Source organism: Arthrobacter sp. 9MFCol3.1 (assembly GCF_000620385.1).
GTDB lineage: Bacteria > Actinomycetota > Actinomycetes > Actinomycetales > Micrococcaceae > Arthrobacter.
The window spans coordinates 553,197-568,640 of record NZ_KK211131.1; the positions used below are offsets into that span (position 1 = coordinate 553,197).

Here is a 15,444-nt window from a genome sequence, read left to right on the forward strand (position 1 = left end):
GACGGGTCCGGAGCGGGCTCAGAGGCCCTTGCCTCCGGTGACCGGAAGCACGGCTCCGGATATATAGGAACCGTGGTCGGAGGCGAGCAGGACATAGGCGGCCGCGAGCTCCGCCGGCTGCCCCGCCCGCTGCAGGGGCGTGTCCTGACCGAATGTCGGGAGCTTGTCGGGCCATTCGGTGGCCGGAATCAGCGGGGTCCAGATGGGACCCGGGGCCACGGCGTTGACCCTGATCCCCTTGGGTCCGAGTTCCTGGGCCAGGGCTTTGGTGAAGGCCACCTGGGCCGCCTTGGTCATGGCGTAGTCAATGAGTCCCGGCGAAGGGTTGAAGGCCTGGATCGACGCAGTGGTGATGATCGACGCACCCGCTTCCAGATGTGGGACCGCGGCACGGGCCGTCCAGAGCAGGGAGTACAGGTTGGTTTTGAAAACGCGATCGAACTCTTCGGTGGGCAGTGATTCGAAGCTCTCGCGGTTCTTCTGGTAGGCCGCGTTCAGCACCAGGACGTCGAGGCGCCCGAATTCGGCCAGCGTCGCCTTCACGATGTCCGCCGCGAAATCCTCGCTGCGGCCGTCGCCGGGGAGCAGGAGGGCCTTGCGGCCGGCCTTTCGGATCCACTCGGCGGTGTCCTGCGCGTCTTCTTCTTCCTCCGGCAGGTAGGAGATGGCGACGTCGGCCCCCTCGCGGGCGAAGGCGATCGCCACCGCCTTGCCGATTCCGGAGTCGCCTCCCGTGATGAGGGCGGCCTTGCCGCCCAGGGCACCGCTGCCGCGGTAGCTCTCCTCACCGTGGTCCGGTTTGGGCTCCATCGGTGAGGTGAGGCCAGGCTGCTTCTGGACCTGCTCCGGGAACGGGCCGGAATGGTAGCCGGCGCGGGGATCGCGCGGCTGGTCGGGCTGCTTGGGCTGGTCCTGCTGTGAGTCGCTCATAGTCCACCTAACAACGTGTCGGTTTCCAGGGATGCTCATCGGTCCCGTGTGGTCCGGGCCGCTGAAACCATCCCAGCGAAGTAGTCAGTTTCTACCCTAACCGCAATATCGTCAGCAAGCTTAGTACCGACTTGTTTTTGGCAACTCTCAAGCCTAGGTTGAGGGTGGGGCCGCTGCTGCGGGTTCCCCTGGTTTCAGGATTTTGCGGAGGAGTACCGATGACTGGCCCAGTAGCGCCGGGGAACGACGGCAGGGACGAGTCCCTTGCCGAGCGGATGGACCGCAACTGGGCGGAGCTGCTGCAGGAACTGCGGGTACTCCAGACCGGTGTCCAGATCCTCGCCGGCTTCCTCCTGACATTGCCTTTCCAGTCCCGCTTCGAAACGTTGGATGACTACCAGACCCGGCTGTACCTCGCCAACGTGGTGCTGGCCGCCCTGACCACGGCCACGATCCTGCTGCCCGTGAGCGTGCACCGCCGGCTATTCCAACAGGGGCTGAAGGAAACGCTCGTGAGCAGCGCGGACCTCATCGCCAAGTTTTCGTTGGCCGGCGTGGGGCTGCTGAGCGCGGGCACCACCTCACTCATCTTTGATGTCACCGTCAGCCGGACGGCGGGCGTGATCGCCGGCGTCGGGCTGCTCGCAGTGCTGGTGCTGCTGCTGGTACTTGTCCCCGCCTGGATCCGTCGACGGGCCCGCAAAGAGGAGCCGCTATGACAAACGTTTCACATGAGCGCCACACCGCAGGCACGGGAACCATGGGCAAATGGGTCAAAGAGCATGGACTGCTTCTGGCCAACATCGGGCTGTTCGTCGTGTTTTTCGGCGGCATGGTCCTGAGCGGGGCAAGCACCTACAGCGACGAGCAGCTGGCCCACGGCGAACCTGCCGTGACCGTCCTGCAGTACCTTGGCACCGGGAACTTCCTGGAAGCGACTTTCGAGAACTGGGAGTCGGAATTCCTGCAGATGGGCATGTACGTCATCCTCACCGTCTTCCTGTTCCAGAAGGGTTCCTCCGAGTCCAAGCCGATGGGCCACACCGCCCCGCAGGAAGAGGACCCCCGGCAGGCAAAGCTCAAGGAGTCCACGCCGTGGCCCGTGCGGCGCGGCGGCTGGGTCCTCACACTCTACGAACACTCGCTCTCGATCATGTTCCTCCTGCTGTTCCTGGCGTCCTTCATCCTGCACGCGGTTGGCGGCACGGACGACTACAACAGTGACCAGGAGGCGCACGGACAGCCCACGGTGACGGTGCTGGGCTATCTGGCGACGAGCCGATTCTGGTTCGAGTCCTTCCAGAACTGGCAAAGCGAGTTCCTCGCCGTCGCGGTCCTGGTGGGCGCCTCGGTCTACCTGCGCGAGAAGGGCTCCCCCGAGTCCAAACCCGTGGCCGAGCCGCACTACGAGACCGGCGCGTAGACGGCAAGCTGGCCGGCACGGCAGCCGGCCAGCAGGGGCGTCAGGCGCCTTCGAGGACCTGGCTGGTGACCCAGGTAAGGTACTTTGCGGCGTTTGCTACTGCGTCCTGGGGGCTGCCGGCGACGTCCAGCAGCTGTGCCGCGGCCACCACGCCGTGACGGGCAAGGTCCTCCGGGGTGACGAGGATCCGGCCGGCCACCACGATCACCGGAATGCCAAGCGCCTGGGCGGCATCGGCGAGGGCGATCGGCGCCTTGCCTGTCAGCGATTGGTTGTCCATGGAGCCTTCCCCGGTGATGACCAAATCGGCCACCGCGAGTTTCGCGTCCAGCCCGGTGAGGCCGGCCACCAGCTCGAAGCCGCCTTCCAAGGCGGCCGTGCTGAAGGCCAGGAACGACGCCGGGAACCCGCCGGCCGCACCGGCGCCGGGCACGTTGACGTCCCGGCCGGTCGTCTCGCGCAGGACCGAGGCCCAGTTGCGCAGGCCGGCGTCGAGCAGCTCCACCGCATCGGCGTCGGCGCCTTTTTGCGGACCGAACACGTGTGCCGCGCCGTCGCTGCCGAACAGCGGGTTTTGGACGTCGACGGCGATCCTGAACTTCACCCCGGTCAGCCGCGGGTCGAGGCCGCTGATGTCCACGGACGCGACGTCGGCAAGCGATCCGCCGCCGAGGGGCACCACGTTGCCGGCGGCGTCCAGCGGCTTGAGTCCGAGGGCGCGGAGGGCGCCGCTGCCGCCGTCGCTCATGGCCGAGCCGCCCACGCCCAGCACGATTTCCGTGGCACCGGCGTCCAGCGCGGCGGCGATCAGCTGGCCGCAGCCATAGCTGTGGGCGCGCAGCGCGTTGGCCGGCGTGGGCTCCATGTGCGCCAGCCCTGAGGCCTGCGCCGTTTCAATCACCGCCGTGGCCCCGCCGAAGGCGTCCGCCCGGATGGCCCACGCGGCGCCGATCGGGGCCAGGATGGGGCCGACGACCGCGTTGAGCCGTTCCTCGTAGCCGGCTGCGACGGCCGCCTCGAGGGTCCCTTCGCCGCCGTCGGCCACCGGAAACTGGATGGCTTCGGCGTCGGGGTAGACCCGCAGGGAGCCTTCGGCTATGGCGGCGGCGGCTTCGACGGCGGTGAGGGAGCCCTTGAACTTGTCCGGGGCGATGAGGATGCGCATGGCTCTATCCTGCCAGCCCGGCGGCCCCGGGTGGTGCCAAGACGACGCGGTGCCTAGGACCAGGTCCCGCGCTCCTGGAGGACCGCCTTGAGCAGGTCCGCGCGGTCCGTGACAATCCCGTCCACGCCAAGGTCCAGCAGCCGGTGCATTTCCGCGGGCTCGTTGACTGTCCACACATGGACCTGCAGCCCGTTCCGGTGTGCCCGACGGATGAAGCCGGGCGTCACCACGGGCACGGCGCCGTAGCGGACGGGGACCTGCAGGGCGTGGACTCCGCGCAGTGCCCGGCGCACCACAGCGGACATCAGCGGCGCAGGCAGCACGGGGCCCAGCAGGACGAACACGGCGTTGGACACGATGCCGGCGGAGCTGGCGGCGGGACGGCTCAGCTGCTTCAGCACTGCGCGGCGCCGCCGGTCCGAGAAGCTGGCCACCAGCACGCGGTCGTGCAGTCCGTGGCGTTCTATCGCCGACGCCAGGGTGCCCACGGAGTTCCAGTCCTTGACGTCGATATTGAGCCGGACGTCCGGGAAGGCAGCGATCAGCTCATCGAACCGCGGGATCGGTTCGGTCCCGCCGATCCTGGCCTGGGCAACGGTTGAGGCCGGAAGGTCCGCGATTTGGCCCCGGCCCTCCGTGATCCGGTCCAGGGTCTTGTCGTGGAAGAGCACCAACACGCCGTCGGCCGTGGTGTGCACATCCGTCTCCAGATGCCGGAACCCGAGGTCGACGGCGGCGCGGAACGCGACCATCGAGTTCTCCAGCCCATCCAGCGAGAAACCCCGGTGGGCCAGCGCCAGCGGCGCCCGGGAGCCGCCCGGGGCCCGGGCAGCGGCGCCCTCCGGGGCACCGTCGCCATTGCCGCGAGGGGCGAAGTAGGGGTGCAGGTCAGTCACTCCTGAAGCGTACCCGAGCCTCGATCTGACGGCATGGGGTTGGACCGGGTGGGCCGGCAGGGCTCATCGGGTCCGGGTAGCGGGCCTCAGCGGGACGGGGTGTCAGGAGTCTGCTGGCGGATTTCGACGCCGTCGCTGCAGTGCAGCAGCGTGCGTCCACGGCCGCCGTCGAGGTCGACCCAGACCACGCTGTGGTCCGCCGTCACGGCGTCCACAAGGCCGCCGGCCTCAAAGCCCGGGGCGAGCCGGACGCTGACGCGGTCGCCCTGGCGCAACTGCCTCCAGTGCCGGTCCGGTTCCGCCGGGTGCAGGGGTTGTTCGTCTGTGTTGTTGATGCGGTGCCTGGCCATGATGTCCCCACAATCGGTCAAACGTTTCGTCGCGAGCTTCCAGCCTAGGAGGCCAAGGTGAACACCAGTTGACCGTTCGCTGGGAATCCGGTGACCGCGGGGAACTGAGCCGGCGGGTATGGGGACCTGGCCGGGCCGGGGCCGGGGCCGAGGACCGGCGAACTGAGCCGGGATTTAGGGCAGCCGTACGCCGAGTTCGGCGAGCTTGGACTCGAGGATCTGGGCGACGCCGTCGTCGTCGAAGTGCGGGGCCTGCCGGCCGGCGGCCCGGATCGCTTCCGGGTGGCCGCTGGCCATCGCGTAGCCGTGCCCGGCCCAGCGAAGCATCTCGATGTCGTTGGGCATGTCCCCGAATGCCACCACGTCCGCGGCGCCGATGCCGAGGGACGCCGCATATTCAGCCAGGGCGACGGCCTTGTTCACGCCGGGCAGGGAGAGCTCGAGGAGGGCCATGTTCGGCGCCGAGTGCGTCGCGGCGGCCAGATGGGCGACCGCGGGCGTCACCTCGGCCAGGAACTCGTCGGCGGTCCCTTCGCGGACAATGGCCAGGAACTTCGCCACGGCGTCACCCTCGGTGAGGGTGGTGTGAAGCGGGGCCGGGGTGAATTCCGCGAGCAATTCGCTCGAGCCGTTTTCGATGAAGCCCGGTTCCAGATGGAAGCCGGTCAGGGTTTCGGCGGCAAACAGCGCGGACGGACGCAGCCGCTTGATGATGCGGCGGACCTCGAACATGGCGTCGAGCTCCAGTGTCCGCGCCGAGAGCAGGCGGTCCGCCTCGAGGTCCCACACGACGGCGCCGTTGGAGCAGATGACCGTTCCGGTGTGCCCCAGCTGGTCCTGCAGGGGGTGGAGCCAGCGCGGCGGCCGTCCGGTGACGAACACCAGTTCCAGCCCGGCGTCGCGGCAGGCGTGGAACGCGCGGACGGTCCGGCCGCTGATTTTGCCGTCATGGCCGAGGATCGTTCCGTCAATGTCACTTGCTACCAGCCGCATAGTGCCAGTCTACGTGCGCCGGGACGGTCGGCCCTCGCGGCCGCATTCGCCGAGGTGTACGCCGAGATCGCCGGACCGCGTCGGGTTCGCCGGACAATCACGGCGAACTGGAGAGGTTCCGGCGAGCCCGACGACGGCGGCAGCGGGCGGAGGCGGGTTGGGGGGGCGGGCGACGGCGGCGGGTGGGGGCGGGCTCAGTGACGTTCGAAGATGCCGGTCAGCGTTCCCCGGCCCAGGGTGTGCCGCGACAGTTTCGCTTCCAGGCTGCCCGGAGCGGTGTGCTCGTTGAGTCCGGACGGTGCGATGTCGAGCGCGTGGACGGTGATGACGTACCTGTGCGGTCCGTGTCCGGGAGGCGGCGCGGCACCCAGGTAGCCGTGGAACCCGCCGTCGTTCTTCAACTGGATGGCACCCGCGGGAAGGAGCCTGCCGCCCTCGGCGCCCGCTCCTGCCGGCAGCGAGGTGACGTCGGCGGGGATGTCCAGCACGGCCCAGTGCCAGAAGCCGCCGCGGCCCGGGGCGTCGGGGTCGAACATGGTCACTGCGTAGCCCCTGGTGCCAGCCGGGACGCCGCTCCAGCTCAGCTGCGGGGATTCGTCCTGGCCGCCGGCACGCATTTTGCCGCTGCGCTGGGCAGCCGGGAGCGTCTGGCCGTCCGCGAAGGATTCACTGCGGACGGGGAACACCGGAACATCGTGGCGTGTCATGGCTGCCTTTCACTCACTGCAGGGGCTGGGCCCCCATTTCCATCCGTGCCAGCTCCGCGCGTGTGGGCGGGTTCGCGCCGGCGCGGGACACGGTGACCGCCGCTGCCCGGGAGGCATGGGCGAGGAGATCGCGGAGGCTTTCGGCGGAGAGTTCGCGCAGGCCCTTGCGGTTTTGTGCCCCGTCCAGGCCCAGATCCACCACGCCGGACAGCAGCGCGGCCATGAAGGAATCCCCGGCCCCGACTGTGTCAGCGACGCTGATCTCCGGGGCGGGGAACTGCGCCTCACCTGCGGCGTTGATGCCCCATGGCCCCTTGCTGCCGCGGGTCACCACCACCATTGCCGGCCCTTCGGAGCCGCCCAGCGCCTGCCAGCGGCGGGCCGAGTCCAGCGGGTCAACCCCCGGGTAGAGCCATTCGAGGTCCTCGTCGGAGGCTTTCACAACGTCCGCGAGGCGCACGAACTTTTCGGCCTGCCCGCGGGCGTAGTCCACGTCCGGGATGATGCTGGGACGGCAATTGGGGTCGAAGCTGATGGTGGCGGAAGGGTGGGCACGCTCGACGGCGGCAAACACGTCGGCGGCGCCGGGCGCCAGCATGGTGGCGATCGAACCGGTGTGCAGCAGCGTGGTTCCCTGGAGCAGGAACGGCAGGCGCGCCGCGACGCCGGGAAGCTCCCAGGCGAGGTCGAACGTGTAGGTGGCGGCGCCGGCGTCGTCGATCAGGGCGGCGGCCACACTGGTGGGCAGCTCGTCGGGTCCCACCGGGAGCAGCACGGAGCTCGACTTCAGGTGCGCGGCCAGGGCCTCACCATACGCATCGCGGCCGTAACGGCCGATGAACTGGACCGGATGGTCCAGCCGTGCCAGACCCACCGCCACGTTGAGGGGGCTGCCGCCGACATGGGCCTGGACGCCGGAGGACCGCTGGACTACATCAACCAGCCCCTCGCCAATAACTGTGAGCATGACCATACTCTGCCAGAGAATGCGTTCCGGTGCCGTGTGTTGCGCGCACCGCCCGCGTTCGGCGTGCTGGCGTGGCCACCGGCGATGCCGGGCCGCCGGCGCTCAGGCCGCGGTGGTGTCCAGCGCGATCCCGGCGGAGGCGGCGTGGGCAAACCTGGCGTCGATGTGGACCACGTCCCGGCCCGCCCGCTGCAGGAGGCTGGCGGCGATCCCGGCACGGTACCCGGAACCGCAGTGCACCCAGAGTTTCCCGGGAGGAATGTCCCCGAGGCGCAGCAACAGCTCGTGCAGTGGCAGGTTGACCGCGCCCACCACGCGGGCGGCGGCGAATTCGTCGGCCCGGCGCACGTCCAGCACGGTGTCCTCGGGCGCCCGGCCGGCGAGCACGCCGTCCCAGCCCACGCGCGGGTAGGAGGCGAGGCCGGCCTGCGGGGCGAGGGCGTGCGGCTCGGTTCCGACGGCGGCGTCGGGGGATTCGATGCCGATCCGGGAGAGGTCGCGGATGGCGCTCTCAATGTCTTCCCGCGAGCCCACCAGGGTCAGCGGTTCGCCCCACGGCAGCACCCAGCCGAGGTAGGCGGTGAAACTGGAGCCGGAGCCATACTCGAAACTGACGCTGCCCTTGAGGTGGCTGTTGGCGAAGGCCACGCGCCGGCGCAGGTCCACCACCCACTCGCCGGCGTCCAGGCGCCGGGTAAGTTCGGCGGCATCCAGCGATGCCGGAACGGCCAGCTCCGCAGCGCCCGGGCCCCGGACGTTGGCCGGACTCATGTGCGCGTAGTAGGAGGGGTGGTCCGTGAGGTTGGCGATGAGCTGGCGGACGAAGTGGTCCTCATCGGGGTCCGTCAGGGCGTGGTTCGCGGCAAGCTGCTCGCCGATGGTGGAGGACCGGGCGCCGCTGGCGGGTCCGGAGGAGCAGAACGAGCCGAATCCGTGGGTCGGGAACAGCGCGGCGTCAGGGCCAGCCTCGGCGGCGAGGCGCCGGACCGAGGCGTACTGGTCGTGGGTCAGGCCAACCGTGTCCGCCTCGGCAACAAGGTCCGTGCGGCCCACCGAGCCGTACAGCAGGCTGCCGCCCGAGAAGACGGCCTGCTTCGCGCCGTCGTCCACGATGAACGACAGGTGGGTATGCGTGTGGCCCGGCGTGGCGACCGCCCTGACCGTAAGCGAGCCCACGCGGACCGTTTGGCCGTCGGTGACGGGAGTGCGCTCGAACCCGACGGCGTCGGCGGCGTTGACGAGATAGCTTGCGCCGTGGGCGCGGGCCAGGATCAGCCCGCCGGTGATGTAGTCATTGTGCATGTGCGTTTCGGCCACGTGCGTGATGGCTACCCCGGCGTCGCGGGCGGCCGCTTCGATGCGGTCCGTGTCGCGCTGCGGGTCGATCGCCAGCGCCACCGAGCCGTCGTGGACCAGGTAGCTGCGGTCCCCGAGCTGCGGGGTCTCGATGACGATGACTTCCATGGTCCCTCCGGTGAGGTCAGCCCGTTAAGGTCAGCCCCGGTTGACGGGGTGTCCCTCGTCCTGCCACTTCATGATCCCGCCGGTGACGTTGACGGCGTCGTATCCCTGGTCCTCCAGGTACGTGGCGGCCTGGGCGCTGCGGCCCCCGGCGGCGCACATGACGTAGACCGTGCCGCTGGCCGGCACCTCGGCGAGGGACTGGACAAACCGTGAGAGCGGGATGCTCCGGGCGCCGGGAACGCGGACGGCCACGTATTCGTCTTCCTCGCGGACATCGATGATTTCGGTGGCGTCGCCCAGGGCGGCCAGGTCCTTGACGGAAATGCTCTTCATGCCTGTTCCTTTCGCGGGCGCCGGACGGCCCGGCGCGCGTATTCCAGCTCAATCATGATACCCCTTGGGGTATCATGACCCTCCGGACGGCCCCTCCCGCCACACTCCCAAATATAGCCCGTCGGCCTGGCCTGCCAATCTAGTCTGGGCGGTCCTGCTGGTAGACGTCCGGGATGCCGTCGCGGTCCGAGTCGACCTGTTCGGCCTCCTCCGCCCGCCGGTAGTGCTGGTTGCGGGTCCGGAGCACCGTGGTGGCGAGGAGCGCGGCGAGCAGGGAGGCCGCGAGGATCCCTACCTTCGCGTGGTCTTCATGCGCGGTGCCCTGGCCGAAGCTCAACTCGGCCAGCAGCAGCGAGACCGTGAAGCCGATGCCGGCCAGGATCGAGAGGCCGAAGACGTCGATCCACTTGAAGGACCCGTCCAGGCGCGCCCGCGTGGCTTTCGTGATGAGCCAGGTGGTGCCGAGGATCCCGGCCGGTTTCCCGGCAACCAAAGCCACGATGATGCCCACGGCCACGGGGTCCGTCAGGGCGGCGCCGAGGCCCTGCAAGCCGCCTATGACCACCCCGGCGGAAAAGAACGCGAAGACCGGGACGGCGATCCCGGCCGAGATCGGGCGGAACCGGTGTTCGAAAATTTCCGCCAGGCCCGGGCCGGCTTCAGGGCCGCCGCTGGCCTCCGAGCGTTTGACGGGAATGGCAAATCCGAGCAGGACCCCGGCTACGGTGGCGTGGATGCCTGATGCGTGCACAAGTGCCCACGTTGCGAAGCCGAGCGGCAGCAGGATCACCCAGGCTGCCGCTGCGTGCGTGCCGAAGAAGCGCCGGTATTTGTGCGCCAGGAACGTGTAGAGGCCCAGCGGGAGCAGGGCCAGCAGGAACGGCTCGGGGTGGAGTTCGCTGGTATAGAAGATCGCGATGATGGCGATGGCCAGGAGGTCGTCGACGACGGCGAGGGTCAGCAGGAAAGTCCGCAGCGCACTGGGAAGGTGGGAACCGATCAGCGCCAGCACCGCGACGGCGAAGGCGATGTCAGTGGCGGTGGGAATGGCCCAGCCGTGCAGTGTCTCGGGACCGGAGAGGTTGACGGCCGCGTAGATGAGTGCCGGAACGGCCACACCGCCCACGGCGGCGGCCACCGGAACCACCGATTTGCTCGGCTGGCGCAGGTCGCCGGCGATAAACTCGCGCTTGAGTTCGAGCCCCACCAGGAAGAAGAAGATGGCCAGCAGGCCGTCGGCGGCCCAGGCGCCCAGGCTCAGGTCCAGATGCCAGGGGGCGTAGCCGACGGTGAAGTCGCGCAGTGCGAAGTAACTTTCCGAGGCCGGGGAGTTGGCCCAGATGAGGGCCACCATCGCCGCGGCGACCAGCAGCGCGCCGCCCACGGTTTCCTTGCGGAGGATCTCGCCGATCCGCAGGGCCTCGGCGTAGCTGCCCCGGCCGAAGATGGTGAGGCGGGGCGGCGAAGGGGGTGTGGGCGAAGGGGGCAGGGCGCTCATGGGATCCTCAAAATGGGGTCGACGAAACTATGCCGACCAGACTTCCCGGCGCACCTGCGCTCCAGTCTATTCGCTTTAGCCGGCCAGCGTATGCCGTCCGGGACGCCGGCGGCCGGGCGGGCCGGCCTGGCGACGCCCGGACGTCAAACCAGCAGCTGCTGCACGAGTTCACGGCATTTCCGGTACGCGGGCGCCTTCGGATCGATGAGCGCAAAGTGGTCGCCCGGGACCTTGAGCAACTGGACGGGCGCACCGGCAGCCTTGGCTGCGCCGGCGTAGGTCTCGGACTGGCTCACGGGAACGGTATCGTCCTCCGTGCCGTGAACGGCATATACGGGCACGCCCAGCGGCACCGCGCTCATGGGGTCCGCAAATTTATGCCGTTTGGGATATTTCTCGGACGAGCCGCCTAGGAAGTTGCTGACGGCGCCGTTGCTGAGGTTAAGCCGCTCGGCGGCCGCGAGGTTGAGCACGCCCGACTGGCTGACGACGCCGGTGAGCTGCACCGCGCCGTCGTCGTCGCCGCGCCGCATCAGCTGGCGGTCCGCGTCGGGTGCTCCGAGCCCGGCGAGCCGGCTGCGTCCCGCCGCCCAGACGGCGAGGTGGCCGCCGGCCGAGTGGCCCAGGGCCACCACGCGGTCCAGGCCCAGCCCGTGCTCGTCGGCGAGTTCACCGAGCTTGTCGATTCCGGCCAAGACGTCGGCGAACGTGTTGGGCCAGCCTCCGCCGTTGCCGGCCCGCCGGTACTCCAGGTTCCAGGCTGCCATGCCGTGCGCGGCGAGGTCCTTGGCGAGGGGCTCCCCCAGTTCTGCGCCGTACTGCGAACGCCAGTAGCCGCCATGGATCACCACCACCACACCCTTGGGGGCGGCAACCTCCGGGAGGAAGAGCTCCCCCCATTGGCTGGGGTCCTCGCCATATTGGTACTTGTGCCTCTTCACAGCGTCCTCCTTGGGGCCCGGTGAACAGGCGGCGGAGACTGCCCCCAGAGTCACCGCCGCTGCGGCCGCGATCATAGTCCGCCGCCGCATTTCAGCCATGTGCTGAGCCTACCTTGGGCACCAAGCGGCCCCGCGCAGGCCCAGCATGTTGCATGCCGCCTCTGCAGCGCCCTTGCACACCGCCTCATGGCGGCGCCCGGCGCCGGCCGCCTGCGGTCCGGTGTCGCTGATGCGGAAATGCCCGCGGGCATGCCCGGCGGTGACCGCCTGCGGTCCGGTGTCGGTGGTGCGCCGTAAGCTGGACCCATGGCGAGCAACTGGGACCGTTTGGACGTGAGCCTGCGCGATTCCGTGCAGGAGAACGTGGAGTTGTACGAGCGGGTCCGGCCTGCCCTGAAGCTGGTCACCCGGGAGGTCCTGCTCACGCTGCGGACAATGCTCAAGGACACCGAGGTCACACCGTTGTTCGTCACCGGACGCACCAAGACCGTTGAATCCTTCCGCGAGAAGATTTCCCGCACGGAAAAACCGCTGGAGCCGGGCGGTCCACCTGTGCTGAAGTTCCCTGACCCGTTCCGGACCCTGAATGACATGGTGGGAATCCGTGTGATCACCAAGCTGCCCGCGGAAAACGCGGTGGTGGCCAATCTGATCAAGCGCCAGCGCCAGCTCTTTGACTGCCGGGGGGACCGCGAAAAGGACATCGGCTCGATTGAGTCCGGCACCTACGGCTACTCCAGCCGGCACCTGATCCTGCGGACCATCCAGAACGAGGCCGTCAAGGACTACCAGCTGGCCTTCAACCCGGACGTCGCGCCGAACGGCAGCTACTTCTTCGAGTGCCAGATCCGCACGGTCTTCGCCCACGCCTGGAGCGAGATCGAGCACGACATCCGCTTCAAGGCCGAAGACCCGCGGGCCTGGACCCCGCACTTCGACCGCCAGTTCACCGCCACGGCCGCCATGCTGGAGACCGTGGAGAGCGCGTTCTCGGACCTTCACGAACGCTACGAGGAGGTCCGAGGCTACTGGGATATGGACGGCGAAGGTGCCGCGCCGCTGACCCCCAACCGGATCCGCGACGTCTGGCGGACCCTGCTGCCGCACGTGGACCGGAAGGTTGACGACGACTGGGGCTGGGCCGCGGAGCTCATGGCCGCACACGGCCTCAACCAGACCATGCAGCTCGCCGGGCTGCTTAGCGCCAACAGGATCACCGAGGTCCGCAAGGCCCTGGACCACCGCTACTCACCGGGCCCGGACCGGCTGCTCGATGACCTGCTGCTATGGCAGTACGGCACCGAACACATCGAGCTCACCGCCGAGCCGGCCGACGCCGTCCCGCACCCCCGGCGCGACAGCCTCCTGCGGCGGCTCAAGCAGATCGAACGGTACCGGCTCACCCAGGGCTAGCGCGCCGGCCCGCACCTGCCCTCTGCCTCTGCCTCTGCCTCTGCCTCTGCCGATTCTCCCCACCATTGAACCAGCGGCGCCGGGACTCACCGGCGGTTCGGCCCGACACGCCGGGCGCCGCCCCAAAAGTGGTGGATTTCAGCGCCAGCGGGGCGGATCTTCGATGGGCGCGGACGGCGGGTGCGGCCTACGCGTGGGCGTAGGTGAGGCAATCGGCGTTGTCGACCCCCGGGCCCACGTGAACTTCGGACGCCTTGCACATCAGATGGTCGTTGTGGGTGCACTCGGTACGCTGGCAGGCGCCGACGTCGGCCAGCACCTTGGGGAGCCCGCCATGCACCCCGATGTCGATGAAGGTCGCGCAGGAGGCGTGATCTGCGGCGCCGCCGACGGTAATGGCGGCCGCGTTGCAGTGCGAGTGGTCATTGAAGGAGCAATTGCTCACGCTGCAGTCGGCTACGTGCGTCGTCATTGGATTTCCTCCAAGCTCCGGCCACCCCGGACGGGCGGCGCCGTAAATCCACCGTAGGCCGCAGCCAGGCAAACAAAAAGACCCAAACGCATGACCTAATACCGGCGCCGAGGGGCCACTAAAAATCTGACATATTTGTCCGACAGGTGGTCACGAAGTGGCCACCCCGTGGACGGCGGTGGCACCATTCTTGGATGCTTGAGGCAACTAAAACTCCGAATACCGCCCGGGACTCGGGCGCTGCCCCCGACGTCCCGGCCAATCCCGCCCTCGCCGCCGAGGCAAAGATTGCCCGCATCGCGGTGACGGTCTTCCCGATCCTCGTGGTGGTGGCCGGGCTCGCCGGCTTCCTTCTCCCCGGGGCGTTCAAACCCCTCGCTCCCAGCGTGCCCTTCCTGCTGGGCATCATCATGTTCTGCATGGGCCTGACGCTGACGCCGCCCGATTTCGCCTCGGTGGCCAAGCGCCCCTGGGCTGTGGCCCTGGGAATCGTGGCGCACTACGTCATCATGCCGGGGGCCGGGTGGCTGATCGCCGTCGGCCTCCACCTTGAGCCGGAACTTGCGGTGGGCCTGATCCTGGTGGGCTGCGCGCCGTCGGGCACCGCCTCCAACGTGATGGCGTTCCTCGCCAAGGGCGACGTCGCCCTGTCCGTGGCCGTCGCCTCCGTGTCCACCTTGATCGCCCCGATCGTGACGCCGCTGCTGGTGCTGTTCCTGGCCGGCTCGTACCTGAGCATCGACGCCGGCGGCATGGTCCAGGACATCGTCAAGACCGTTCTCCTGCCCGTCATTGCCGGCCTGCTGGCCCGCCTCTTCCTCAAGAAGCTCGTGGCCAGGGTCCTGCCGGCGCTGCCGTGGGCCTCCGCCGTCGTGATTTCCCTGATCGTCGCGATCGTGGTGGCCGGCAGCGCCAGCAAGATTGTCGCCGCGGGTGGCATCGTGTTTCTGGCCGTGGTGCTCCACAACGGCTTCGGACTGGGCCTGGGCTACCTGGCCGGCAAGCTGGGGCGCCTGGATGACAAGGCACGCAGGGCCCTCGCCTTCGAGGTCGGGATGCAGAATTCCGGCCTGGCCGCCACCCTCGCGACGGCTCACTTCGGCGCGCTGGCGGCCCTGCCGTCGGCCGTCTTCTCCCTGTGGCACAACGTCTCCGGCGCGATCGTGGCGGCGTGGCTGGCCCGGCGTCCGCTCCGGGAGGCCGTGCAGACCGCGGCACCGCAGAACGCGGCACCGCAGGACACGGCACCGGAGGCCGCGGCGCTGAAAGCCTAAGGGGTCCTAGCCCCGCAGCTGTTCGAGCAGCAAAGTGACGGCGCGACCGGCCAGGATGTCGGGGGTCTCCGCTCCGGCGGGGACCACATCGTGTCCGTCCCGGACGGCGAGGTTGCCGGGTCCGGCGTCGTCCGTGATGAGCACTTGGGGCGTGCCGCGGCCGGCGAGCTCTGCCATGGCCCCGGAATCGTCGTCCGTCTCCGGCGCGCTGGCGTGGATCACGCCGTCGGCGCCGCCGGAGAGCATGAACTGCCGCCAGCTCCCGCCCAGCAGGATGACCGCCTGGTAGCCGTGCTCCGGCAGGATCCTGGCCAGCACCGCGGCGATGGCCCTGTCCCGGGGCTGCTCGAGGTCCGCGACGGCCACGGCCACCAGCTCCGTCCTGCCCCGGCGCATTCCCTGGGCGGCACGGTTGGCCACATAGCCAAGTTCGCGGACCGCGGCGTGCACCCGGTCCTGGGTGGCCTCGCTGATCCGGGTGGTGCCGCCGGAACGGCCGGAGAGCACGTAGGAGACGGTGGTCAGGGAAACCCCGGCCGTCCGCGCGACATCGCGGATGGTGGGCTTGGATCCAGGCCGCACTGATGACTCCCGGCTGCTTCTCCGCCGGGTCCGCGG

At 69.2% G+C, this 15,444-nt stretch carries 17 protein-coding genes; 4 read left to right on the forward strand and 13 right to left on the reverse strand.

The genetic code is table 11. The features are described from left to right. Positions 1 to 18: 18 nt before the first annotated feature. On the reverse strand, positions 19 to 930 hold the full coding sequence (locus C560_RS0119930) for an SDR family oxidoreductase (protein ID WP_026539532.1): 912 nt from the start codon (positions 928 to 930) through the stop codon (positions 19 to 21). A 218-nt stretch (positions 931 to 1,148) separates the two neighbouring features. On the opposite strand from C560_RS0119930, the gene C560_RS0119935 reads away from it, so the two are divergent. Further along, complete coding sequence (locus C560_RS0119935) at positions 1,149 to 1,649, forward strand: DUF6328 family protein (RefSeq protein WP_026539533.1); 501 nt, start codon at positions 1,149 to 1,151, stop codon at positions 1,647 to 1,649. Continuing rightward, complete coding sequence (locus C560_RS0119940) at positions 1,646 to 2,353, forward strand: DUF6766 family protein (protein ID WP_231494403.1); 708 nt, start codon at positions 1,646 to 1,648, stop codon at positions 2,351 to 2,353. The genes C560_RS0119935 and C560_RS0119940 overlap by 4 nt, the downstream gene beginning before the upstream one ends. 40 nt (positions 2,354 to 2,393) lie before the next feature. On the opposite strand, the gene C560_RS0119945 is transcribed toward C560_RS0119940, so the two are convergent. From C560_RS0119945 to C560_RS0119990, 10 genes are all read right to left on the reverse strand, one after another. Then, complete coding sequence (locus C560_RS0119945) at positions 2,394 to 3,518, reverse strand: glycerate kinase (protein ID WP_026539535.1); 1,125 nt, start codon at positions 3,516 to 3,518, stop codon at positions 2,394 to 2,396. A gap of 53 nt (positions 3,519 to 3,571) precedes the next feature. Then, positions 3,572 to 4,414, reverse strand: a complete 843-nt coding sequence (locus tag C560_RS0119950) for a glycerophosphodiester phosphodiesterase (protein WP_026539536.1) — start codon at positions 4,412 to 4,414, stop codon at positions 3,572 to 3,574. Positions 4,415 to 4,500: 86 nt separating this feature from the next. Beyond that, a complete protein-coding gene (locus C560_RS0119955) occupies positions 4,501 to 4,764 on the reverse strand; it encodes a hypothetical protein (RefSeq protein WP_026539537.1) in 264 nt (87 codons plus the stop codon). A gap of 174 nt (positions 4,765 to 4,938) precedes the next feature. Then, on the reverse strand, positions 4,939 to 5,757 hold the full coding sequence (locus tag C560_RS0119960) for a Cof-type HAD-IIB family hydrolase (protein WP_026539538.1): 819 nt from the start codon (positions 5,755 to 5,757) through the stop codon (positions 4,939 to 4,941). Positions 5,758 to 5,951: 194 nt separating this feature from the next. Beyond that, positions 5,952 to 6,464: a YbhB/YbcL family Raf kinase inhibitor-like protein gene (locus C560_RS0119965; RefSeq protein ID WP_026539539.1), complete on the reverse strand. Its 513-nt coding sequence runs from the start codon at positions 6,462 to 6,464 to the stop codon at positions 5,952 to 5,954. Between the two features lie 13 nt (positions 6,465 to 6,477). Further along, positions 6,478 to 7,431, reverse strand: coding sequence for a carbohydrate kinase family protein (locus C560_RS0119970; RefSeq protein ID WP_043423506.1), 954 nt, complete (start codon positions 7,429 to 7,431; stop codon positions 6,478 to 6,480). Between the two features lie 102 nt (positions 7,432 to 7,533). Further along, a complete protein-coding gene (locus C560_RS0119975) occupies positions 7,534 to 8,895 on the reverse strand; it encodes an MBL fold metallo-hydrolase (protein ID WP_026539541.1) in 1,362 nt (453 codons plus the stop codon). Between the two features lie 30 nt (positions 8,896 to 8,925). Beyond that, positions 8,926 to 9,228 carry a rhodanese-like domain-containing protein gene (locus tag C560_RS0119980; RefSeq protein WP_018774974.1) on the reverse strand — a complete coding sequence of 101 codons (303 nt, stop codon included), beginning with the start codon at positions 9,226 to 9,228 and terminating at the stop codon, positions 8,926 to 8,928. Positions 9,229 to 9,367: 139 nt separating this feature from the next. Then, positions 9,368 to 10,726, reverse strand: a complete 1,359-nt coding sequence (gene nhaA, locus C560_RS0119985) for a Na+/H+ antiporter NhaA (RefSeq protein ID WP_026539542.1) — start codon at positions 10,724 to 10,726, stop codon at positions 9,368 to 9,370. Positions 10,727 to 10,869: 143 nt separating this feature from the next. Then, positions 10,870 to 11,667, reverse strand: a complete 798-nt coding sequence (locus tag C560_RS0119990) for an alpha/beta hydrolase (RefSeq protein ID WP_026539543.1) — start codon at positions 11,665 to 11,667, stop codon at positions 10,870 to 10,872. 306 nt (positions 11,668 to 11,973) lie between these two features. Here C560_RS0119990 and C560_RS0119995 point away from each other — a divergent pair, with 306 nt between their 5' ends. Further along, the gene (locus C560_RS0119995; RefSeq protein WP_026539544.1) at positions 11,974 to 13,080 is read left to right on the forward strand and encodes a GTP pyrophosphokinase; all 1,107 of its coding nucleotides are present in this window, start codon (positions 11,974 to 11,976) and stop codon (positions 13,078 to 13,080) included. A 187-nt stretch (positions 13,081 to 13,267) separates the two neighbouring features. Here C560_RS0119995 and C560_RS0120000 read toward each other — a convergent pair whose 3' ends face one another. Further along, on the reverse strand, positions 13,268 to 13,552 hold the full coding sequence (locus C560_RS0120000) for a DUF1540 domain-containing protein (RefSeq protein WP_018774978.1): 285 nt from the start codon (positions 13,550 to 13,552) through the stop codon (positions 13,268 to 13,270). Positions 13,553 to 13,746: 194 nt separating this feature from the next. Here C560_RS0120000 and C560_RS0120005 point away from each other — a divergent pair, with 194 nt between their 5' ends. Next, the gene (locus C560_RS0120005; RefSeq protein ID WP_026539545.1) at positions 13,747 to 14,826 is read left to right on the forward strand and encodes a bile acid:sodium symporter family protein; all 1,080 of its coding nucleotides are present in this window, start codon (positions 13,747 to 13,749) and stop codon (positions 14,824 to 14,826) included. A 6-nt stretch (positions 14,827 to 14,832) separates the two neighbouring features. Here C560_RS0120005 and C560_RS0120010 read toward each other — a convergent pair whose 3' ends face one another. Continuing rightward, positions 14,833 to 15,408, reverse strand: coding sequence for a LacI family DNA-binding transcriptional regulator (locus C560_RS0120010; RefSeq protein WP_026539546.1), 576 nt, complete (start codon positions 15,406 to 15,408; stop codon positions 14,833 to 14,835). Positions 15,409 to 15,444 lie beyond the last annotated feature (36 nt).